The sequence below is a fragment of the Salinimicrobium sp. TIG7-5_MAKvit genome, from assembly GCF_049569215.1.
Lineage (GTDB): Bacteria > Bacteroidota > Bacteroidia > Flavobacteriales > Flavobacteriaceae > Salinimicrobium > Salinimicrobium profundisediminis.
The window spans coordinates 223,674-244,985 of record NZ_CP145903.1 but is presented as its reverse complement, the minus strand read 5'-3'; the positions used below and the strand labels follow the sequence as shown (position 1 = coordinate 244,985).

General features: G+C 41.5%; 19 protein-coding genes. 7 read left to right on the top strand and 12 right to left on the bottom strand.

Annotation, left to right across the window (positions count from 1 at the left end):
* Positions 1-67 precede the first annotated feature (67 nt).
* The 4 genes from nhaC to V5739_RS01115 all read right to left on the bottom strand — a co-directional run bounded on the left by nhaC (position 68) and on the right by V5739_RS01115 (position 4,557).
* Complete coding sequence (gene nhaC, locus V5739_RS01130; protein WP_423819323.1) at positions 68-1,549, bottom strand: Na+/H+ antiporter NhaC; 1,482 nt, start codon at positions 1,547-1,549, stop codon at positions 68-70.
* A 203-nt stretch (positions 1,550-1,752) separates the two neighbouring features.
* Positions 1,753-2,451 (bottom strand): purine-nucleoside phosphorylase, encoded by a 699-nt coding sequence (deoD, locus tag V5739_RS01125; RefSeq protein ID WP_266068996.1) that lies wholly within the window; start codon positions 2,449-2,451, stop codon positions 1,753-1,755.
* Positions 2,448-3,098, bottom strand: a complete 651-nt coding sequence (gene deoC, locus V5739_RS01120) for a deoxyribose-phosphate aldolase (protein WP_423820427.1) — start codon at positions 3,096-3,098, stop codon at positions 2,448-2,450. The genes deoD and deoC overlap by 4 nt, the downstream gene beginning before the upstream one ends.
* A 235-nt stretch (positions 3,099-3,333) precedes the next feature.
* On the bottom strand, positions 3,334-4,557 hold the full coding sequence (locus V5739_RS01115) for an aminotransferase class V-fold PLP-dependent enzyme (RefSeq protein WP_423819322.1): 1,224 nt from the start codon (positions 4,555-4,557) through the stop codon (positions 3,334-3,336).
* A gap of 158 nt (positions 4,558-4,715) precedes the next feature.
* On the opposite strand from V5739_RS01115, the gene V5739_RS01110 reads away from it, so the two are divergent.
* Positions 4,716-5,174, top strand: a complete 459-nt coding sequence (locus tag V5739_RS01110; RefSeq protein WP_266068994.1) for an Lrp/AsnC family transcriptional regulator — start codon at positions 4,716-4,718, stop codon at positions 5,172-5,174.
* A gap of 118 nt (positions 5,175-5,292) precedes the next feature.
* Here the strand turns inward: V5739_RS01110 and V5739_RS01105 are convergent, their stop codons facing one another.
* Together V5739_RS01105 and V5739_RS01100 are read right to left on the bottom strand one after the other, a co-directional pair.
* Positions 5,293-6,108: an IS3 family transposase gene (locus V5739_RS01105; protein ID WP_423818005.1), complete on the bottom strand. Its 816-nt coding sequence runs from the start codon at positions 6,106-6,108 to the stop codon at positions 5,293-5,295.
* Complete coding sequence (locus tag V5739_RS01100; RefSeq protein WP_423818004.1) at positions 6,105-6,530, bottom strand: transposase; 426 nt, start codon at positions 6,528-6,530, stop codon at positions 6,105-6,107. Before V5739_RS01100 ends, V5739_RS01105 begins: the two co-directional genes overlap by 4 nt.
* A 184-nt stretch (positions 6,531-6,714) precedes the next feature.
* Here V5739_RS01100 and lpdA point away from each other — a divergent pair, with 184 nt between their 5' ends.
* Positions 6,715-8,121, top strand: a complete 1,407-nt coding sequence (lpdA, locus tag V5739_RS01095; RefSeq protein WP_423819321.1) for a dihydrolipoyl dehydrogenase — start codon at positions 6,715-6,717, stop codon at positions 8,119-8,121.
* Positions 8,122-8,396: 275 nt separating this feature from the next.
* On the opposite strand, the gene V5739_RS01090 is transcribed toward lpdA, so the two are convergent.
* The 3 genes from V5739_RS01090 to V5739_RS01080 all read right to left on the bottom strand — a co-directional run bounded on the left by V5739_RS01090 (position 8,397) and on the right by V5739_RS01080 (position 11,211).
* The gene (locus V5739_RS01090; protein ID WP_423819320.1) at positions 8,397-9,269 is read right to left on the bottom strand and encodes an aldose 1-epimerase family protein; all 873 of its coding nucleotides are present in this window, start codon (positions 9,267-9,269) and stop codon (positions 8,397-8,399) included.
* Between the two features lie 177 nt (positions 9,270-9,446).
* Positions 9,447-9,731 carry a hypothetical protein gene (locus V5739_RS01085; protein ID WP_423819319.1) on the bottom strand — a complete coding sequence of 95 codons (285 nt, stop codon included), beginning with the start codon at positions 9,729-9,731 and terminating at the stop codon, positions 9,447-9,449.
* 115 nt (positions 9,732-9,846) lie between these two features.
* Entirely contained in the window at positions 9,847-11,211 is a 1,365-nt protein-coding gene (locus tag V5739_RS01080) for an MATE family efflux transporter (RefSeq protein WP_423819318.1), read from the bottom strand.
* A gap of 225 nt (positions 11,212-11,436) precedes the next feature.
* On the opposite strand from V5739_RS01080, the gene V5739_RS01075 reads away from it, so the two are divergent.
* The 4 genes from V5739_RS01075 to V5739_RS01060 all read left to right on the top strand — a co-directional run bounded on the left by V5739_RS01075 (position 11,437) and on the right by V5739_RS01060 (position 14,365).
* Entirely contained in the window at positions 11,437-11,580 is a 144-nt protein-coding gene (locus V5739_RS01075) for a hypothetical protein (RefSeq protein ID WP_266068989.1), read from the top strand.
* A gap of 189 nt (positions 11,581-11,769) precedes the next feature.
* Positions 11,770-11,988: a hypothetical protein gene (locus tag V5739_RS01070; protein WP_423819317.1), complete on the top strand. Its 219-nt coding sequence runs from the start codon at positions 11,770-11,772 to the stop codon at positions 11,986-11,988.
* A 74-nt stretch (positions 11,989-12,062) separates the two neighbouring features.
* Positions 12,063-12,932, top strand: coding sequence for an SDR family oxidoreductase (locus V5739_RS01065; protein ID WP_423819316.1), 870 nt, complete (start codon positions 12,063-12,065; stop codon positions 12,930-12,932).
* Complete coding sequence (locus V5739_RS01060) at positions 12,932-14,365, top strand: phytoene desaturase family protein (protein ID WP_423819315.1); 1,434 nt, start codon at positions 12,932-12,934, stop codon at positions 14,363-14,365. Before V5739_RS01065 ends, V5739_RS01060 begins: the two co-directional genes overlap by 1 nt.
* A gap of 55 nt (positions 14,366-14,420) precedes the next feature.
* Here V5739_RS01060 and V5739_RS01055 read toward each other — a convergent pair whose 3' ends face one another.
* A complete protein-coding gene (locus V5739_RS01055) occupies positions 14,421-16,607 on the bottom strand; it encodes a M3 family metallopeptidase (protein ID WP_423819314.1) in 2,187 nt (728 codons plus the stop codon).
* A 126-nt stretch (positions 16,608-16,733) separates the two neighbouring features.
* On the opposite strand from V5739_RS01055, the gene V5739_RS01050 reads away from it, so the two are divergent.
* Entirely contained in the window at positions 16,734-17,297 is a 564-nt protein-coding gene (locus V5739_RS01050; RefSeq protein WP_423819313.1) for a TlpA family protein disulfide reductase, read from the top strand.
* On the opposite strand, the gene V5739_RS01045 is transcribed toward V5739_RS01050, so the two are convergent.
* The gene (locus V5739_RS01045) at positions 17,294-18,826 is read right to left on the bottom strand and encodes a GH3 auxin-responsive promoter family protein (protein WP_423819312.1); all 1,533 of its coding nucleotides are present in this window, start codon (positions 18,824-18,826) and stop codon (positions 17,294-17,296) included. The two genes, V5739_RS01050 and V5739_RS01045, sit on opposite strands and share 4 nt — an antisense overlap.
* Before the next feature lie 111 nt (positions 18,827-18,937).
* On the bottom strand, positions 18,938-21,283 hold the full coding sequence (locus V5739_RS01040; RefSeq protein ID WP_423819311.1) for a PAS domain-containing sensor histidine kinase: 2,346 nt from the start codon (positions 21,281-21,283) through the stop codon (positions 18,938-18,940).
* Between the last annotated feature and the right edge of the window lie 29 nt (positions 21,284-21,312).

The window sequence follows — 21,312 nt, the reverse complement described above, 5'->3', positions numbered from 1 at the left end:
CAAATCTTTATTTTTTATTTTGTTATAGGTTTTTCTAATGCTATTATTCTTTTTGTATAACTTATTGTTATTGAGCTGTTGCTTTGTCTGCCAGCTGTCTTATTTTAAAGTTGAAAGCTGCATAGAATAAGGTCATGAATGGGCTCAGGTAGTTAAAAATAGCATAAACGAAGTAAGAAGCTACCGGCACACCAAGCACCCCGCTGTGATAAGCACCACAGGTATTCCACGGAATAAGTACAGAGGTAACGGTACCCGAATCTTCTAACGACCTACTAAGGTTCTCTGGTGCCAGGCCTTTATCGCGGTAAGCTTTGGCAAACATTTTTCCCGGTACCACAATAGCCAAATACTGGTCAGATGCTGTGGCGTTAAGCGTAATACAGCTAAAGACGGTGCTGGCAAAAAGCCCGAAAGTAGTATGGAACAGGTTAAGAAGGGCTTTACTAATAGTAGCAAGAGCGCCAATGGCATCCATGATCCCGCCAAAGACCATGGCGCAGATGATAAGCCAAATGGTCCCCAGCATTCCATACATTCCTCCTGAAGAGAAAAGATCGTTGAGTTGGGCGTTATCTGTAGTGATTGAAGTGTCTATGGTTATTGAATTCATGAGTCCCACATAAGCGGCTTCAAACGAAAGATGCTCATAACCAGATACGGCAGTTACCACCTCTGGCTGAAAGATCAATGCTGCAGCAGCACCCAGCAGCGTCCCAAGAAGCAGGGCGATGAGGGGAGACGTTTTCATGACGATGAGTACAATCACCAGTACAGGTACTGCAAACAGCCAGGGGCTGATATTAAACGCGCTGTCAATAGACGCCAGAATGGCGCTTGTATCTGCAGTTCCCGATGGTTCTACTGTGAATCCAAGAATAATGAAAACAATAATAGTGATCGCTATGGTGGGTACCGTCGTGAGGGTCATGTATCGTATGTGAGTAAATAGATCTGTCCCGGCCATGGCAGGGGCGAGGTTAGTGGTATCACTAAGGGGCGACATCTTATCCCCAAAATATGCACCCGAAAGTATTGCACCGGCAGTCATGCCTACCGAGATTCCTAGTGCTTCGGCAATTCCAATAAGGGCAATACCTACAGTCGCAGAAGTGGTCCAGCTACTTCCGGTGGCCACAGAGATTACCGAACAAATGACCACGGTTGCTGCCAGGAAAATGGTAGGATTGAGTATTTGTAATCCGTAGTAGATCATCGTGGGGATAATTCCACTAATAAGCCATGTACCTGCCAAAGAACCTACCATAAGGAGGATAAGGATTGCACCGGTGGTAGATTTAATATTATTGGCCACCTCCTCAATCATGGTGTCGAATTTCACCTTGTTGAACATTCCAACTATTGCTGCAACCGCTGCTCCCAATAGAAGGATGAACTGGTTAGAACCGCTAAGGGAGTCGTCTCCATAAACAAAAACGTTGTACGCCAGCATTCCAACTAAGGCAAATACAGGAAACAAGGCTTCCCAAATATTCAACTCACGATTTTCAAGAACTTTTGTGTCTTTGATGAATTTTTCGTCTTCCATTTAAGGGGGTGTAAATTTTTGAATGCGTAATGTTACGATTTTTCGTTAAAAGTCAAAAGGTGAGACTTCAATACTTGGCTATGAAAATACCCTTTTGAACAGAAAATACCAATTTGTATAGCTTCTGAACAATCTGCAGTTAAAATAAAAAAGCGGAAACTTCATTCTGAAATTTCCGCTTCTGTTTAGTTATATGGGATATTCTATCCTAATTCAAGTGCAATTTCCACCATTCCTTTAAAAGTGCTTTCGCGTTCTTCGGTAGTGGTCTTTTCTTTCGTCACCAAAGAGTCAGATATCGTAAGAAGAGAAAGGGCGTTTACCCCGTGTTTAGCTGCAATTGTATACAAGCCCGATGATTCCATTTCTACACAAAGCACCCCGAAATTAGACCACATTTGATAAGATTCAAATTCATCGGCATAGAATTCATCACTGGTAAGTACATTTCCTGCCTTTACTTCAATATTCTTCTCTTTAGCCTTTTCAATTGCCTGCTGAAAAAGACTGAAACTTGCAGTTGGTGCAAAATCGGCTCCCTGGAACCTGTACTGGTTGATCCCTGAAGTTGATGAAGCCGCCATAGCAATAACGATATCGCGAAGCTTCACACTTTTTTGATAAGACCCGGCGCTACCAACCCTAATGAGGTTTTTTACACCAAATTCATTGATCAATTCGTGCGCATAAATGGAAATTGAAGGCACACCCATCCCGGTCCCCTGAACCGAAATCTTTCGTCCTTTATAAGTACCTGTGTACCCAAACATGTTGCGTACCTGGTTGTAACAATTTACGTCTTCAAGATAAGTTTCTGCAATCCATTTTGCTCTTAATGGATCTCCTGGTAATAAAACTGTTTCTGCTATATCGCCTTTTTTGGCGCCAATGTGTATGCTCATTTTTTTAATTCCTTTACAATTGATATTCCCGAAGAAGTTCCTATTCTTTCTACTCCTGCTTCAATGAAAGACAAAGCGGTATCAAGGTTCTTTATACCTCCCGATGCTTTTAATTTTGCCTTTCCTTCAACAGCTTTTTTCATTAACTCAATATTTTCGAGTCGGGCGCCGTCATTGCCAAATCCGGTAGAGGTTTTTACAAAATCGGCTTTTGCTTTTACAGCAATTTCGCTGGCCAAAACAATTTCCTGAGGGGTGAGGTAGCATGTTTCAATAATTACTTTGAGAACCTTGTCACCTACGGTCTTTTTAATTTCGGCGATCTCTTCTTCTACTTGTTTAAAGTTTTTAGACTTCAGTTCCCCAATATTGATCACCATGTCAACCTCTTCAGCGCCATCTTTGAGTGCTTGTTGGGTCTCAAATACTTTAGCGGCAGTAGACATAGCTCCCAAAGGAAAACCAACCACCGTACAAACTTTTACATCAGTTCCTTCAAGTTCTTTTTTAGCAAGAGGTACAAAGCCGCTGTTCACGCAAACCGAAAAAAAATTGTACTCTTTAGCTTCTTTACATACCTCCACAATATCCTCACTGGTAGCTGTTGGTTTGAGAATAGTGTGATCTATGTACCTGTTAATCTCTATCATGAAAATTTATTTAAAACAAAAATGTGACAAAAATGTCGGTCATTATATGATGAGGGTCACCGTATGTGCGGTCACCTGTCTCACCGGCAAAACCTCACAAATATAAAGATTCAAACTCGCTTTAAGACTATATGTTGATAAAATATAAGGTTCCAAAAATGGCATTTTTGGAACCTTATATGAAAATATTATTTCCTAAGATATTTACTTCGGAAGTATTCTAAAGCGCTATTTAGTTTGTTGCTGCTTCCGAAGGTTTCAGGATACCCACTTTTTCCATGCATTCCCTCATCATCCTGTAAGTGCGCTCAACATCATTGTCAAGACCAATAGAGAATCTTATAATTCCGTCAGAAAGTCCCATTTCTTTTTGCTCTTCTTCAGGAATTTCCGAAGAAGTTGAGGTTCCGGGGGCACTAAACAGGGTTTTGTAGAACCCGAGGCTTACTGCGAGGTAGCCCAGGTTTTTTTCCTGCATCATTTCCATAAGGGCATTGGCTTTATCAAGGGAACCGGCATCTACAACCAACATTCCGCCGTAACCGTACTCCTTGTTCATCATGCTTTTGTACATCTCATGCCCCGGATGGCTTTTTAGGCCGGGATATACAGTTCTAAGGCCGTCCTGCTCAAATTTTTCGGCAAGGAAAAGGGCATTGTGACTGTGTTGTTTCATCCTGATGTGCAGGGTACGCAGGTTCTTTAAAATAGAAGCAGCCCGCATAGAATCCATCGTTGGGCCCAGCAGCATACTGGCACCATCGTTCACACTTCTAAGTTCGTTGATAAATTCCTGGGTTCCGCAAACCACGCCGCCAACAGTATCGCTGGAGCCGTTAATGAATTTGGTAAGGCTGTGAATCACCACATCGGCACCCATAGTTGCAGGGGAGATGGCCAGGGGCGAGAAAGTGTTGTCTACCACGAATTTAAGTCCGTGTTTTTTTGCTATTTCTGAAAGTCCGTTAAGATCGGCTACTTCCAGTAAAGGGTTACTTACGGCTTCACAGTAAATTACCCTGGTGTCTTTGGTTATTGCAGCTTCTACCTTTTCTAAATTGGTGATATCAACAAAAGAAGTAGTGATGTTCAGCCTTGGAGCAAAGTTTTTAAGAAAAGCGTAGGTTCCGCCGTAAATGGTGCGGCTGGAAATGATGTGATCTCCTGCCTGGCACAGTTGCAATAAAACCGGGGTGATAGCGCCCATTCCACTAGCTGCGACGTTTGCAGCTTCGGTGCCTTCCATAGCCGCAAGTGCTTCGCCCAAATATAAATTGGAAGGGGAGGAGTGACGGGAATATAAATAACAACCTTCGGCGTTACCTTCAAAGGTGTCAAACATAGTCTTTGCTGAAAGGAACGTGTAAGTAGAAGAATCGGAAATACTGGGGTTTACCCCTCCAAATTCTCCAAAGTACTGTAGGTCCTGTATCTTATCTGCCGGTTTGAATTTCATGATGTTTATGTTTTTATTCTATCCAAAGAAAAGAAATTTCAGAAATAAAATCAATGATGATACTATTATATAGAATATTTATCTGCCAAAAATGGTATTTTTAGATAATATTTCAGATATATTTGTTTATATACATTATTTCAGGAAAAAATAACGGAATGATTAGCGATCCCACCGATAAAAAACTGCTGGCTTTACTGCAGGAGAATTCAAAAAAGACCAACAAAGAACTGGCCGGCAAACTGGGGCTTTCGGTTACTGCTGTTTATGAACGGATAAGAAAACTGGAACGCGCCGGGGTAATTTCCAAATACGTAGCTCTTGTAAGACCCGAAAAAGTGGAGCGTTCCTTTACGGCTTTTTGCCACATCAAACTGGTGCAGCATACCAAAGGGAATGTTACCGGCTTTGAAAGCCAGGTTACCAAACTGCCCGAGGTGCTTGAGGTTTTTCACGTGAGCGGCGAATATGATTATATTCTGAAGGTAATGGTGAAGGATATGGAGGCTTACCGGGAGTTTATGCTCAACAAGCTCACCACCCTGCAACACATTGGCAGTACCCAAAGTACTTTTGTAATAAGCCCCGTTAAAAATACCACCGAGTTAAGTGTTTAAGGTTCAAGGCTCAAAGTTCAAGGTTTAATGTTCAAGGTTTAATGTTCAACGTTTATGGTTCAAGGTTCAGGAGCTGTGGAGTCCTGAATAGGGTTGACCGTTTTTGAGAGTTGGTTATTTAATTTAAAGTTACTAATTCTTTGTTTAATCTATATTCATATTCTACGGGAGTATAATCATGTATTGAGCTGTGTGGTTTCTCATGGTTATACATATATACAGCTTTACTTAATTTTCTATTCAGCTCATTTAAATTGGTAGGATTATATCCTTTCAAATAACTGTTCTTTATTGTTCCGTTGATCCTTTCTGCATGAGGATTTTCATAGACATTGACACACATGCTGTTTCTTAAATATCCTTTGGTAAGTTTTAAAAACTCTTTGCTGTAGTACTGTCCTCCACCATCGGAGTGTATGATAGGTTTTACCTCTTCATCTCCTTTGATGCGAGTCAGAGCCATCTTTAAAGCTGGTACTGTGGTGTCAACTGTTTTAAGAGTTTTGCTGGCACTATAACCAATTATCCTCCTGGAATATTGGTCCATTATGAAGGTGAGGTAATAGAACTTACTGTTCATTTCATAGTAGGTTATATCACTCACCCATACCTGGTTTATATCTGTCAACTCCCGATCCTTAACCAGGTTAGGAAAACGTATTACTCCGGTACTGTCTGTGGTTCTTCTAAAGGACTTTTTTGGCGCTATTTTAAATCCATATTCACCATAAAAGTCAAAGAACCTGTCTCTGCCCATTGTCTCAGGATTTACTTTCTTGTAGAGCGCTTTACACCCCATATCCGGATGATCCTCTCTTACCTGCCGCAGAATTACTTTTAGCTGCTCTTTCTCTTCCTCTCTTTCGATTTCTCTGTTGAGCCGCTGATGCACGTTCTGCTTTGTAGTTCCTAACCAACAATAGATCTGGTTCATTTTCCATCGGTGTTCTTTCCTGTTGAGCCAGAACCAGGTAAGGGTTTGGAACCAAGTTTTTTTTTGATGTCGATGTCATACATCTCTTCAGCAATATCGATCATCTTATTTTTGAACTCGATCTCGAACTGCTTTTGTCCAACCAGTTGCTCCAGTTCGCGGATCTTGGCCTTCAAATCCTGTATTTTACGGGTATCGCTCATAAGCTCAACAACTTGTTTTACACCTCGTTTGCGGTTGCGGGAGTACTTGTCCAGCCATTTATAAACTGCCGTAGTCGACACTTCATATTCCTTACTCACTTCCAGAACGGTAGAAATGTTCTTCTCAATTTCCCGTACCTTCTTACGTTTAAAGCTCTCACTAAAGTAACGATTTACTCGATTAGATGCTTCTTTAGAAAAATCCTGTGGTTTTGCCATAGTACTGAGTTGTATTAAACTCCGTAAAACGGTCAACTTATTTCAGTACCCGACAAGCCAAATTTTCCTTGTCTCAAATCTAATTTCTCACACCTAATATCTCCCAAAACAATCCGGTCTTTTCATTTGTCATTAATAGTCGTACTTTTGTTATTCTTGTAAAAACTCAACAAAAAACTTACTTATGAGCAAATATGATGTTGCTGTTATAGGTTCAGGCCCCGGAGGATATGTCGCTGCCATTCGTTGCGCGCAATTGGGGATGAAAACCGCACTTATAGAAAAGTATTCCAGTCTTGGAGGCACCTGTTTAAACGTGGGATGTATTCCCAGCAAGGCGCTACTCGATTCTTCACATCACTACGATGATGCCGTGAAGCATTTTGAAGAGCACGGGATTGAAATTCCGGGGGAGGTAAAAGTGAACATGGAAAAAATGATCGAGAGAAAACGTTCTGTGGTGAACCAAACGGTAGATGGGATAAAATTTCTTATGAACAAGAACAATATCGACGTTTTTGAAGGTGTGGGGTCTTTTAAAGATGAAACCCATATCAACATCAAAAAATCTGATGGTGAAACCGAAGTTCTTGAAGCTAAAAACAGCATTATTGCAACAGGTTCAAAGCCTGCCAATCTTCCATTTATAAAGCTTGACAAAGAGAAGATCATCACTTCTACTGAAGCTCTTGAACTTAAAGAAATCCCCGAACACCTTATTGTGATTGGTGGCGGAGTGATAGGTCTGGAACTTGGGCAGGTATATATGAGGCTTGGTGCAAAAGTTTCGGTTGTGGAGTATATGGACAGTATTATTCCTACAATGGATGCTGCCCTTGCCAAAGAATTGACCAGGAGCCTTAAAAAGCAGGGAATGAAATTCTATGTTTCGCACCAGGTGAATTCTGTAGAGCGTAACGGGGATGAAGTCGTGGTTAAAGCCAAAGACAAAAAAGACAAAGAAGTTGAATTTAAAGGGGATTACTGCCTGGTTTCTGTAGGCCGTAAACCTTATACTGAAGGACTTAACGCTGAAGCTGCGGGAGTGAAAATTAACAACCGCGGAAGGGTAGAGGTGAATGCCCGGCTACAAACTTCAGCAAAGAACATTTATGCCATAGGCGATGTGATCAAAGGCCCAATGCTGGCGCACAAAGCTTCGGAAGAAGGAACTCTTGTTGCTGAAGTTATCGCCGGACAAAAGCCACACATCGATTACAACTTAATTCCGGGTGTGGTTTATACATGGCCTGAAGTTGCCGCCGTTGGTAAGACCGAAGCACAACTAAAAGAAGAAGGTGTAAAATATAAGGAAGGAAAATTCCCTATGCGCGCCCTGGGAAGATCAAGAGCCAGTGGAGATATCGACGGAATGGTGAAGATACTTTCCGACGCAACTACAGATGAGATACTTGGTGTGCACATGATAGGTGCCCGGGTAGCCGATCTTATTGCTGAAGCTGTGACTGCCATGGAGTTTCGTGCCTCGGCCGAAGATATTTCAAGGATGAGCCACGCACACCCCACTTATGCTGAAGCCGTTAAAGAAGCTGCCCTTGCAGCCACCGATAACAGGCCGATTCATTCATAGATTCAGCTTAATAAACATTCATAATGATCTCTCAAAAATGCCATTTTTGGGAGATTATTTTTTTTATATGCTGCTGATTAAAAAAGTTTTAATTGCTTGATTTCGATTCATCTCTTTCACTACATTTATACTAAATTAAATATGCAAAAAGATGCCTAAAGAAAAATCACCTTCAAAGAATTCAGCTAAGAAAGAACCCGTTCTAAGCCTGAAAGAAAAGCGTGCCGCCAAAGCCGCCAAAAAGAAGACCAGAAGCTAATTAATAATTTGTTCTTTTATTCAATTTGAATAGAATAAGAAGCTTTAAATTCCTGAGAAGGCATTAATTCGTTAATGCCTTCTTTCGTTTTTAGATCCTGATTAGTATTTTCAACATCGGCATAGCCCAGCCATGGTTCAAGACAAACAAAAGGAGCTGCCGGTTTTGACCATATTCCCAGATGCCTGAAATCTTCATATTCAACAGTAAGAATATTTTTGCCGGACTTATTTTTTAAGCTGATTCTTTTTGAGGGAATATTTTTAAAAATAAGAGCATCCCGGTCAAAAAGGTTTTTATGAAGCTGGATCTTTTTATCATTTTTGAGCACTTCCACCGTCTGCTCTTTGATTAAACCTGTTTGAGTCAGGGTGTAACTGTGGAGGTTCATATCCCTATTAAAATCAAGAAAATAATCTTCCAGAGATTCATCCTCATAGAGCGGGACATTAAAAGCAGGATGCCCGCCGAGGGAAAAGTAGAGCGGCTTTTCATCAAGATTAAGAACCCGATGAGAAACACACACTTTGTTTTCTTTAAGGCTAAAACTTATTTCGAAAGTAAATTTGAAAGGATATACTTTCAGGGTTTCTTCGAAATAGCTTAGCTCAAAAACCAGCTGATTTTCATGCTGTTCTTTAAGTATAAAATTTTTGTTGTGCCTAAGAAAGCCATGTCTTGGCAAAGAATATTTGTTGCCTTCAAAGAAGTAAGTATCTTCTTTTAGACCTCCAACAACAGGAAAAAGGTTTGGGGCCTGCCCGCCCCAAATTTCGGGTGTTCCCTGCCAGAGATATTCAAGTTCACTTCCGGTCTTTTTCAGGCTGCAGAGTTCAGCACCGGTTTTTCGTACACCTATGCTTAATTGATCGTTCTTTATTTTGTACATGAAATGTAACTTATTCCTTAGCAGGAAAATTGAAAATCAAATTTAGATTATTGGTGCTATATTAAGAAGTAAAAGTCTTCAGAAGTTCTCTTCAGTAAAAAAAAATGGTTTTCTGAGTTCCTGAATTATCCAATTCTGAATAGGTTTTCCTAATTGACCTTTTTCCAGAGATTTTTATTAATCGTCGCTCACAAACTTGAAAAATTTACTTTCTCCACCATCTTTGGTATTTTCCTGGTAAAGGAATTGTAAATTATTTTCGTCGAATATCCTGAAGAACTCTTCCCACGAGATATTTTTGAGATTATCTTCTGCATAACCGGGGAAATTGATGCGGAGTAAACCCCCGCCTTCACTACTGTTGGTTGTACTTTCTACCACTGCAGGTTTTCCGTCTCTTTCTTCGGTCCAGTTCTTAATGGTGTTATGATCTTTTGTGGTCTTAGAATCTGACTGTGCCATGTTTGCTGATTTTAAGTTTATTATAACTCTAAATTCCCATTTTTGGAACGGAACCAAAAGACTTTTAACAGCAAAAAAATATAATTGTTAAGCTCTTGTGAATCGGGAACTGCTGTTAATTTCTCTTCTTATAGAGTCTCAGTTTCCAGTAACCCCGCTTAAAGTAAATAAAAGCGGCCAGGGCAGCAATGAGGTTCGAAATTGGAAACGCCCACCAGATCCCTTCGTAGCTAAGGTCGGTTTTGTGCGAAAGCATAAAAGCCACAGGAAACCTGATGATCCAGAGGTTGAGGATTGAAATGAGCATTGAGGCTTTGGTGAATCCTGCACCATTAAAAACCCCGTTTAAAACCTGCTGTACGCCTAAAAGTCCGAAACTGGGTGCCATAATCTTTATGAAATATGCGGCATCATTAATTACTTCAGGATCGTTAGGAATAAAGAAAGCTGTGATGGGAACAGCAAAGAAGTACATGAGAACTCCCATTGCGGTAAGGCCAAAAAAAGCGATCTTGCTACTTAAGTTTGCAACCTGCTCAGCCCGTTTAATTTTGATGGCTCCAATGTTTTGTCCTACGAGAGAGGTGGTGGCAATGGCGAGCCCCAGTGCCGGGATAATGATAAAGCTTAAAATTCGGGCGCCAATTCCATAGGCTGCCACCACTTCACTTCCAAAGCCCGTAACAAGTATTACCATAAAGGTCATCCCAAGAGCTCTGGTAGATTGTTCTATACTGGCAGGAATTCCAAGATTGACAATCCGTTTTAAGGTAGAAATGTGAGGTCTCATCTGGTTAAAATGAATCCTGATTCCGCTCCTGCCTCTAAAAAGGATCCACAGGCCTATGACAGCTGAAAGTGCCTGGGTAATAATACTTGCAACTGCCGCCCCGGCTACCCCATATCCGGGTATGGGACCGTATCCATAGATAAAAAGAGGGTCCAGGATAAGGTTCAGGAATACGGTAAATAGTACGATATAAACGGGCAGCATCACATTTCCTATCCCGCGCATGAGCGACTGGAAGGAAAAGAACATAAAGAGAAACACAAATCCAATGGAAGAGACCTGAAAGTAACTCACTGAATCTTCCAGGATTTCAGGGCCTGCACCAATGAGCTTCATGAGCGGTGCAGCTGCAAAATAGCTCAACACCGAAAGGAATAGAGATATAAAAAAGATCAGGGAAATGGTTTGTGATGAATTAAAATCTACTCTTTTTTGATCTTCGGCACCATAGTATTGAGAGACCAGCACGGTTCCCGCCAAGGTTAAGCCCGAGCCCAGTGACAACACCAGGAATAACAGGGGGAAACTGATGCTTACTGCAGCAACAGCATTTGCACCCAGTCTACCCAGCCAAAAGGTATCGATTAGCTGATAAGCAGTTTGGAGTATGTTTGCCAGGATTATAGGAACGGCGAGGTGGAAAAGGGATGTAAAGATCCCTCCTTCGGTATATTTCCTTTTTTGATTCATGTACCACAAAAATATGGCAGGCAGATGCTATTTTATGCTAAAACTTTAATAATTCCTTTTAAGCTCAAAAAACAGCACCTGGAAAAAGATAAAGAATTATCCCTGATATTTAAACCTGGTGTCTTTTTAAAGTTTAGTTGTTAAAGCAAATTTTTTATTGTAAATTTAAGAAGCACAGTAAGTTATGTGTAGTTTGTATTTTGGAATTATTAAACTCCGTTACCTATGAGCGCACTAACAAACATCTGGAATAATTACACCGTCGAGTTTTCTACTACCCAAAAGGTGATAATTGCTATTGTACTTGGAATGATCTTTTTGATCGCCATTTTCGCCATAGTTTTAGTCATTTTGGAAATTGCAGGATAATAGAAAATTTATAAAGGTGTAAGAGGTCCTTCTTTTGAGGGTGATGTTTTTGTGTGCCTTATTTTTCTTTACCATTTTTCTTTTTTTTTATTTCTTTAGAAGCATCTCTGTAGCTTGTGCTTCCTCATGTTCCTAATTTTTATTACCTTTAGAAACAACCTATTAGCAGTTGCTAGAAAAAAATCAATTATGGATGCCATTACTATCTACAAATTGATGAAGCCTCATCTTGATTTGTTGAATTCTTCAGAAAAAGCTACCCTTTCAAAATTAATCAACACCCAAAAACCCGATAAAGTGACCTGCGCCCACCGAAGAAAAATGTCAGTTATCAAAGCCAAAGAAAAACTCAGAATATTTTGCAGGCGTGAAATGGAGCGGGAGAAAGCGAGCCGGGTAACGCTCTAATTTTTTGTTAATCCTTTAAATTCCGGATCTTCTTCAGATTATTTCCTGTAATTTCAGGAAGAAAGCTTATAGTCATGGAGGAGAAAATTCTATTAGCCGGAGCTTCCGGAGCCCTGGGGCTTGAAGTCCTTAAATTACTACACCAACAGGGGAAAGATGTTAGAGTACTGGTACATTCTGAAGATGGGGCCGAAGAGGTCTCTCCTTATACGAATGATATTTGGAAAGCCGATGCCAGTGAAGGTAATGAAGTGATTAGAGACATTACAAAAGATGTTTCTATAGTGATTTCTACCCTGGGGAAAAGTGTTAGTTTATTTACCAACCGGGGCAAATCATTCGTGGAGAACGATTTTTATGCTAATTCCAATATTCTTGATGATGCTTTGAAGAACGGTGTCAAACGATTTATTTATGTTTCTATTAAAGGTGCCGAAAAAGCGCTGGAATATGAAGTGGCCAAATCTCACAAGATGTTTGAAGATGCGCTCGAAGCTTCAGGTCTTGATCATACCATTATAAGACCGGTAGGGTTTTATTCGGGTCTTCACGATCTTGCTATAATGGCCAAAAGAAAAGTCATTCCCATTGTAGGTGACGGTGATGCTAAAACCAACAGTATTCATCAAAAAGATTTGGCTAAAGTTGTGGTGCAGTACTTACATGAAGGGCCCGAATTAAAAGAAGTAGGAGGGCCTTTGATCCATACCCGCAGGGAAATGGCCGATATGGTTGCCGAAAAAGTGGGAGGGAAGGTGATCCCCGTTCCCGAAAAGATCGCTGAATGGGGGATGTTTCTTCCCGAAATGGTAGATGATGATATTTCGGCTAAACTTCATTACTTCAAATTTGTAACTACTCATGATATGGTTGGAGAGAAGAATGGTGAAATCACCTTTGAAGAGTATCTCAACAGTCTCGACCTGGAAAAAGATTTACCATAATGTCTAAAAAATATGATGCCATAATTATTGGTTGCGGAAGCAATGGCATAGCTGCAGCCATAAGATTACAGCAAAAAGGATTAAAAACTGCCATTTTTGAGCAGGCAGCGGTACCCGGTGGTGCCACTAAAACAAAGGAGTTAACCCTCCCGGGCTTTAAGCACGATGTAGGTTCGGCTATTATGCCCCTGGGGCTGGCCTCTCCTTTCTTCCGGAATCTGCCCCTGCAGCAGTATGGCCTGGAGTGGGTCTTTCCCGAAGTTGCCTATGCACATCCTTTTGATGATGGTACAGCTTATGCCTGCTACAAGGAGATTCAAGCCACGGCTGCGCAGCTGGGAGAAGATCAGGAGGCCTATCTCAATCTTATAAATCCTTTACTGGAGAATTGGGATAAGCTCAATGAAGACCTGTTGGGGCCACTGGGCATTCCCGATCATCCTTTGCAATTTATGAAGTTCGGACTCAAAGCCCTGCCTTCAGCAAAAATGATTGCAGACAAATACTTCAAAAATGAGAAAACGAAGATGTTTTTTTACGGCTCGGCCGCTCATTCCACACTTCCTCTAAACACTTTGATCTCTGCTTCTTTTGGACTGGTGCTCACCACCAGTGCGCATAAATATAACTGGCCTTTTCCAAAAGGAGGAGCTGGGAATTTCTTTGATGCCCTAGTACAGCACTATAAATCTCTGGGCGGTGAGATCTACTGTGACCAGTTGGTGAACGATATTCGCGACCTGCCCAATGCGTATTCTTATCTCTTCGATCTTACCCCAAAACAGCTGCTGAAGATCAAGGGTCTTAATTTTAATTCTCTTTACCGCAAGCGGCTGGAGGCTTATAAATATGGTGCCGGTGTTTTCAAAATGGACTGGGCGCTAAGTGAACCTATTCCTTTTACCAGTGAAAAATGCCGAAAAGCCGCAACTATACATCTGGGATTTTCTCAGAAGGAAATTGAAGCGTCTGAAGAAGGTATTCACAATAAAAAAATGACCGATACTCCTTATGTGCTTGTTGCCCAGCATACCCCTTTTGATTCCACGCGGGCGCCCGAAGGTAAGCATACGGCCTGGGCGTATATTCACGTTCCCAATGGCGATACCACAGATTATACAGAGATCATAGAAAATCAAATTGAACGTGCTGCCCCGGGTTTTAAAGATAGTATCCTCGAAAGATCGGCCATGAACACTGTGGCCCTCGAACAGTTTGATTCTAATCTCGTGGGAGGGGATATCAATGGAGGGCGACAGGATATAACACAGCTATTCACGAGGCCTGTGGCCAAAATATCTCCTTATGCTACGCCAGATCCACGGGTGTACATTTGTTCTTCATCTACGCCTCCTGGTGGTGGCGTTCACGGTATGTGCGGCTTTCACGCGGCTCAAAAAGCACTTAAAGATCATTTTAGCGAATTGCTATAATAAAATAGGCCGGAATCATTTCCGGCCTCTTGTTTTTTTAAGAAAAATCCTGTTGCTATTCTTTAGCTGAAGGAACAGGGAAGCCCCTGTCTCTCATTAGCGCATCAATATTTGCATCTCTTCCTCTAAAGAGCTGGTAAGCTTCAGCCGGATCCATTGCATTGCGTGGTGCGAATAAATACTTCACCAGTTTTGCAGCTACATTTTCATCATAGAATCCGCCCGGGGCTTCTCTAAAAGCTTCCGCAGCATCCGAAGTTAAAACATCAGCCCACAGGTAGCCGTAATAACCGGTAGCATAACCTTCGCCCGAGAATACGTGCCCAAAATGGGGCGTACGGTGCCTCATTACAATTTCAGAAGGCATATTGAGTTCATCAAGAGTCTCTTTTTCGAAAGTATCCATATCAATTTCTGAAGGATCTGTGGTGTGCAACTTCATATCCATCAAAGCAGAAGCAAGGAATTCGGTTGTTGCAAATCCCTGATTAAAAGTGGAAGCTTTTTTGATCTTTTCCACCAGTTCCTGCGGGATAGGTTCTCCTGTCTCGTGATGCACCAAAAAGCGATTGATCACTTCATCGGTAGACAACCATCTTTCCAGCAGCTGAGACTGGAATTCGGTATAATCTCTCACTCCGCTGTTTAAAATAGGATATTTTACTTCGGAAGAAAAGAAATGAAGGGCATGACCAAACTCGTGGAAAAAAGTGGTAGCATCATCCCAAGAAATGAGCGATGGTTCTCCCGGCGCAGGTTTTACAAAATTCGAGTTGTTGGAGGCAAGAACAGTTTCTTCCTTTCCTTCCATTTCGGCATGGCTGCGATATTGAGAAGCCCATGCACCAGATCTTTTCCCTTTTCGCGCGTATGGATCAAGATACCAGAGGCCAATATGTTTGCCGGTATCTTTATTGGTCACTTCCCACACCTTTACGTCTTCATGAAAAACAGGAACGGTACCTTTTGGTACAGGGGTGAATTTATAATTGAAAACCCTGTCGGCTGTGAAGAAGAGCGCTTCTGTCAATTTATCGAGCTGGAGGTATTGCTTTACTTCATCCGATTCCAGATCGTATTTTTCCTGTCTCACCTTTTCGGCGTAATAACGATAATCCCACGGGGCAATTACAACATCTTTTCCTTCAGCTTCGGCCACTGCCTGCATATCTGCCACTTCTTCTTCTACACGTGCCAGGGCTGCCGGCCAAACTGCCTCCATAAGCTCCATGGCTCTTTCGGGAGTTTTTGCCATGCGGTCTTGCAACCTCCACTGGGCATAATTTTCAAAACCGAGCAGTTCTACACGCTCATCGCGTAACTTCAGGATTTCCTTGATAATTTGCTTATTGTCATATTCGTCATTGTTGTCACCACGGGAATAGTAATTGTCCCACACCTTCTTTCTAAGCTCTCTTTCATCAGAATAGGTGAGGAAAGGATCCATAGAAGAGCGGGTGTTAAGTACGGCATATTTGCCTTCCTCTCCACGATCGGTCGCTGCTTTGGCCGCTGCTTTTACAAAAGATTCGGGCAGGCCGCTTAGCTGATCTTCTTCAAGATAAACCACGTAGTTTTCTTCTTCGGCTAAAACATTGTTGCTAAACTGCGTGTAAAGACGCGAAAGTTCTTTGTTGATTTGAGCATATCTCTCTTTGTCGGCTTCGTTAAGATCTGCTCCTTCCATAGCAAAATCTTCGTACATAAGTTGTACCGCACGTTGCTGTTGAGCTGGGAGAGGATCTACCTGCGACTGCTCATACACTGCTTTTATTCTCTCAAAAAGCTCTTTATTTTGTGATATTTTTGAAGAGTATTCAGAGATCTTGGGTACCAGTTCCTGCTGAATTTCCCTGAATTCAGGTGAAGACATATTGCTGCTCCAAATTCCGTAGTAGGTAAAGGCCCGGTCCAGGGCTTCACCCGATTGCTGCATGGCCAAAATGGTATTTTCAAAGGTTGGTGGGGCAGGATTTGCAGAGATCATAAGCACTTCCTGCAGGTGGGAAGCCATTCCCTGTTCCAGTGCAGGTTTGAGATCTTCCAGCTTCATTTCATCAAACCGGGGCACCCCGCCATAAGGGCCGGTCCACTCTTGTAAAAGATCGTTTTTCATAGTAGTTTTTTGTACTGTTTCATCAGAATTGGTGGGAGTGGCAGGAGCAGTAGAACTACCCGGGCCACAAGCCGTTATAATCGCGGCTGTTATTAATCCAAGACTTATTTTCTTAGTGGGGATCATTTTCAATTATCATTTTTTTTGTTCGGTCTTCAAGATACTAATAATCCTAAAAAAGAAGAGGTTTCAAAAATGCCATTTTTGACAGGTAAATATTTCGGCTTACTTTTATGCACCAGAATTTATCACATGGAATTTTTAAAGAAGAACTGGTCTAACATCCTGTTTATTATTCTCATCATTTTGTTGCTGGTTCCCCAAACTCGCAAACCTATACAGGTGGGTCTTAACCGCATGATCTCGTTTAGCCCTTCTAAAATTGCCGAAGACGAGCGCGATACGCTTGAGAATTACAACTGGAACCTCGTTGATCTAAATGGAGAGCCGGTAAATTTCAAAAGCAGTATTGGGAATGTGGCCGTAGTAAACCTGTGGGCAACCTGGTGCCCTCCATGTATTGCTGAAATGCCTTCTTTTCAGAAATTGTATGACCAATATGGCGACAGGGTTGATTTCTATTTTGTTTCTACTGAAGAGGCAGCCAAACTACAACAGTTCTTAAATAAAAAGCACTACAGGCTCCCGGTTTATCAGCCTCTTGATATGGTACCTCAAAAGCTGCAGTCACGCAGTTTACCCACCACCATAGTAATCTCTAAAAAAGGCAAAATAGCGGTGAACAAAAAAGGATCGGCAAACTGGAACGATTCGGGCTTTAAAGAGCTGCTTGATCAGTTACTGGCCGAAGATTAAATCTCCTGTTGCAGGGAGCTTCTTATGTTGAGAAGTTCTTCTACAAATTCGCGGCTGTTGGAGAGGCGTGGTATCTTATGTTGCCCACCCAGTTTATTTTTACGTTTTAGCCATTCATAAAAAGTACCTTCGGGCATTTCACGCACTACAGGCCGTTCAATGGCGATGTCATTCTTCCGCTTTGAAGCATAATCATCATTGTACCTGCCCAATTCCCTGTCCAGCACATCTGTAAAATTCTCCATATTTGCGGGAGATCTTACAAACTCTATGATCCATTCGTGATATCCCTTTTTACGCCGGTCGTAAAAATAGGGCGCTGCAGTAAAATCGCGGAGAATCGCGCCTGTTTCCCGGCAGGCCTGTGAAATGGCTTTTTCGGCATGTTCAGCAAAAAGGTCTTCTCCAAAAACATTGATACAATGCTTGGTACGGCCGCTTATGGTAAAGCGGTACGGGCTGGTGCTGGTGAATTTTATTGTATCGCCAATTTTATAGCGCCACAAACCTGAGTTTGTACTTATTACCATCGAATAATTTTTCCCTAATTCGACTTCACTCAGGGGAATTACCTTTGGGTTTTCTGAAAGGAATTCTTTTTCAGGAATAAACTCATAGAAAATTCCGTAGTTGAGCATCAGCAGGAGGGAAGGATCATCTTTTTGATCCTGAAGTGCAAAAAATCCTTCAGTAGCATTAAAGATCTCCAGGTACCTAAGGCTTTTGTCTTTGTCGAGCTCCTCAAAAAGGGGCCTGTATGGCGCAAAAGAAACAGATCCGTGAAAAAATACCTCAAGATCGGGCCATACATCCTGGATATAGGTAATGTTTTTCTCTTTGATAATGTGCTGGAGCAGTAATAACATCCACATGGGGGAACCGGCAAGGCTGGTAACCCGTTGTTGAGAAGTTATTTCAGCGATCTTTTTGATCTTCTCTTCCCAGTTGTTCATCATAGTGACCTCCAGCCCTGGAGTTCTTCCAAACTGGGCCCAAAAGGGAAGGTTTTTCATCACAATGGCCGAGATGTTGGCAATATAATGGCTGTTGTTGCTGGACTGTTTTCCTTCCTGGCTACCGCCAATTGAAAGGTTTTTTCCGGAAAACAACCTGGCATCGGGATAGTTGTGAATGTATAAGGCCAGCATATCCCTACCTCCCTGGTAATGACACTGTTCTAATCCTTCTGTAGAAACAGGGATCATCTTGCTGGTAGCTCCCGTGGTTCCCGATGATTTGGCGAACCATTTTATTGGGGTAGGCCAAAGTACGTTAGTTTCCCCTTTTAGGATCAATTCTATATAAGGATGGAGGTCTTCGTAATTATTAATCGGTACCTGTTCAACAAACTGGCGGTAATTATGAATATCTTTAAAGTGGAATTTCCTTCCGTAATAGGTGTTCTTAGTCGTTTCCAGAAGTTGCTGCAGGACCCGTTGCTGGGTCTCATGAGGATTATTAATGGAATTTTCTAAGTCTTCGATCCGGCTCTTCATCACCAGATTCCCTATGGAATCAATTATCCCCATATATTGCGATCAACTTTTGTAATGATTTTCTTCGTGGAATTTATAAAGAAATCCCCCTCTTTTACAATTGCCGAAGATACACAATAATAGCTTTTTTTGAACTTCACCTGCTTATTTTCCTTTTTTAACGTCTTCATGAACAGGAAAAGTAAGTATAAATGTGGTTCCTTCATTGGGAACACTTTCCACTTCTATTGTCGCATCATGATCGTCAAGGATGTTCTTGACCGAACATAGTCCAATTCCCATGCCGCCGGGTTTTCGTGTGTAAAAAGATTCAAAGAGCCTGTCCAGCTGTTCCTTCACCATTCCACAGCCGTTATCTGTAATGGTAAGGGAGTAAGTGTTTTTTCTTTTCTTAATACTAAAAGTCAGCTTCCCCTCATTTGGCACCATTGCTTCACTGGCATTAACAATAATATTCAGTATTGCAATTTGAAGCTTCTCCTCGTCGGCATTTATAAAGTAGGTGCCGCGGTATTTTTTGTATACACTAACCCCTGTAAGGTAAATACGATCTTTGGCATGACTTAAAGCTTTGTTTGTGGTTCTTGCCAAACAGCACTTTTTCATTTTAGGCTTGGAGTAATTTGATGCCGTTAAAAGATCGGTCACCAAATTATTTAAGGTTGAGGTGCTCCTCTTTATAATATCAGTGTAGTTTTTTGTATGCGACTCCCGGCCAAGTTTTTCCAGTATGTCTACAGACATGTTGATGCTGGCCAGTGGGTTTCTCAACTCGTGGGCCAGGGTTCTCGCTATTTCTCCTTTAATAGAAAGTTTTTCGGCAGTTATTAAGGCCTGCTGTGTCATTTTTTGGGACTGAACATTTCTTAGGAGAACAATGTACTCCACTACATTTCCTTTTTCATTTCTCATGAACACCTTGCCCCGGGCATTATAACATTCCCATTGTTTTTCATGTGCTTTTAACCTGAACTCTACTTCTAGCACATCATCATCAGAACTTCTTAGAAGTCCACTGTGAAAGCCCAGGGTTTTCTGCCTGTCCTGAGGATGGATTAATGGGAAGATGTCAGGTAGCGACATACCCTCAATTTTCTTCACAGTCATACCTTCTTCAGCCGATATATCTCTGTTGATGTATCTTATTTTCTCGGTATACAGGTTGAAAATCATTATCACATCTGGTGAAGTTTCTACCAGTTGTTTTTTAAATCTGCTGTTTTCCCTTAATTTTTGAGCTTTTAATTTATTCCTCGTAATATTTTCAAGGGAACAGATGAGAAGGCCTTTTTGACGCCTCCCTGAAATTTGGAACCAGTTATTTTTACCGTTACGATCAACTTCGATTTCAAAATCGGCAGATTCTCCTGTCAGCATCGTTTGCTTCAGGGCCTCAAAGACCCCTTTTTCGGTTGCGCCAGGATTATACTTTAGAAAACTACGCCCTACCATTTGGGGTTGGTTGTAGTAGCGGTTAATGATCTTATTTACTCTTACATAGGTAAAATCTACAATGTCATAATTCTCTCCAAAAAGTGGTTTAATTACAAATATGCCTTGTTTTACAGTGTCAAAAACCATCTGGAGCAGTTCATTATTTTCCTCCAGCTCATGGGTACGGCTTTTTACTTTTAGTTCAAGATCCTCGTTTAATTTTTGCAGCTTTTCTTCGGCTTCTTTACGCGGGGTAATGTCTGAGAAAAGGCAGGCTACTTTTCTGCTTTTTGAACTTCCTATGGGAAAGGCGTAGACATCAAACCACCGGTGATGTGCAACGGCGTAATCTTCAAAGCGTACAGCCTTTCCTGTAAAAGCGACTTTTCCAAGAGTATTAAACCAGTGGCTCTCTTGATCGCGATAAAATTCCCTCATTGTTTGGCCCAGGGGGTTTCTCAAACCGGTATGTTTTTCAAACGCCGGATTAACTTCAACAAAAAGATAATCAATAGGATTCTTTTGCAGGTCAAAGATCATTTCAACCACTCCAAATCCCTGATCTAATGAATTTACCAGGACCCTAGAGCGGTTAAGGCTTTCCTGCAGCAGTTGTTCTTTTTCGAGCCCCAGTTCTTTTCTTCCCTTAACGCTGGAATTATCTACAGGTTTGGCAAGGGTAAGAATAAAACTTTCCTTGCGACCTTTAAAGCCGTCATACTTGCGAAATTCAAATTGGAAACTTTTCCAGTGTTCAAAAGCAGATTTTACCCGTATTATCTTTGTTCCTTCTTGGGGATTTGAAGGGGGGTGAGATTTTTTCAGAAGCTGTAAAAAAATCGAATAATCTTCAGGATGGATCTTTTCCCGGTAAAAGTTGTCGCTGTCTTCTTTAACAGGAGAACTGTCTTTGAAGTACTGCAGAAACCGGTAATTTACTGCCTTAATGGAAAGATCTTCCGCAGAAAAAATAAACAGAAGAAATTCCTGATTATCACGCCCATTAAAAGCACTGGAGAGGCTGTGCGAAGCACCAGTAGAAATTTCATCTGGCATAAAAGTAGTTTTTTGCATCTAAAAAATAT

Excerpts from the sequence above, each read along its gene's own strand:
- nhaC (WP_423819323.1), bottom strand. The coding sequence starts at position 1,549 with ATGGAAGACGAAAAATTCATCAAAGACACAAAAGTTCTTGAAAATCGT.
- deoD (WP_266068996.1), bottom strand. The coding sequence starts at position 2,451 with ATGAGCATACACATTGGCGCCAAAAAAGGCGATATAGCAGAAACAGTT.
- V5739_RS01115 (WP_423819322.1), bottom strand. The coding sequence starts at position 4,557 with ATGAAATTCAAACCGGCAGATAAGATACAGGACCTACAGTACTTTGGA.
- V5739_RS01110 (WP_266068994.1), top strand. The coding sequence starts at position 4,716 with ATGATTAGCGATCCCACCGATAAAAAACTGCTGGCTTTACTGCAGGAG.
- V5739_RS01105 (WP_423818005.1), bottom strand. The coding sequence starts at position 6,108 with ATGAACCAGATCTATTGTTGGTTAGGAACTACAAAGCAGAACGTGCAT.
- V5739_RS01100 (WP_423818004.1), bottom strand. The coding sequence starts at position 6,530 with ATGGCAAAACCACAGGATTTTTCTAAAGAAGCATCTAATCGAGTAAAT.
- lpdA (WP_423819321.1), top strand. The coding sequence starts at position 6,715 with ATGAGCAAATATGATGTTGCTGTTATAGGTTCAGGCCCCGGAGGATAT.
- V5739_RS01090 (WP_423819320.1), bottom strand. The coding sequence starts at position 9,269 with ATGTACAAAATAAAGAACGATCAATTAAGCATAGGTGTACGAAAAACC.
- V5739_RS01085 (WP_423819319.1), bottom strand. The coding sequence starts at position 9,731 with ATGGCACAGTCAGATTCTAAGACCACAAAAGATCATAACACCATTAAG.
- V5739_RS01080 (WP_423819318.1), bottom strand. The coding sequence starts at position 11,211 with ATGAATCAAAAAAGGAAATATACCGAAGGAGGGATCTTTACATCCCTT.
- V5739_RS01075 (WP_266068989.1), top strand. The coding sequence starts at position 11,437 with ATGAGCGCACTAACAAACATCTGGAATAATTACACCGTCGAGTTTTCT.
- V5739_RS01070 (WP_423819317.1), top strand. The coding sequence starts at position 11,770 with ATGGATGCCATTACTATCTACAAATTGATGAAGCCTCATCTTGATTTG.
- V5739_RS01065 (WP_423819316.1), top strand. The coding sequence starts at position 12,063 with ATGGAGGAGAAAATTCTATTAGCCGGAGCTTCCGGAGCCCTGGGGCTT.
- V5739_RS01060 (WP_423819315.1), top strand. The coding sequence starts at position 12,932 with ATGTCTAAAAAATATGATGCCATAATTATTGGTTGCGGAAGCAATGGC.
- V5739_RS01055 (WP_423819314.1), bottom strand. The coding sequence starts at position 16,607 with ATGATCCCCACTAAGAAAATAAGTCTTGGATTAATAACAGCCGCGATT.
- V5739_RS01050 (WP_423819313.1), top strand. The coding sequence starts at position 16,734 with ATGGAATTTTTAAAGAAGAACTGGTCTAACATCCTGTTTATTATTCTC.
- V5739_RS01045 (WP_423819312.1), bottom strand. The coding sequence starts at position 18,826 with ATGGGGATAATTGATTCCATAGGGAATCTGGTGATGAAGAGCCGGATC.
- V5739_RS01040 (WP_423819311.1), bottom strand. The coding sequence starts at position 21,283 with ATGCCAGATGAAATTTCTACTGGTGCTTCGCACAGCCTCTCCAGTGCT.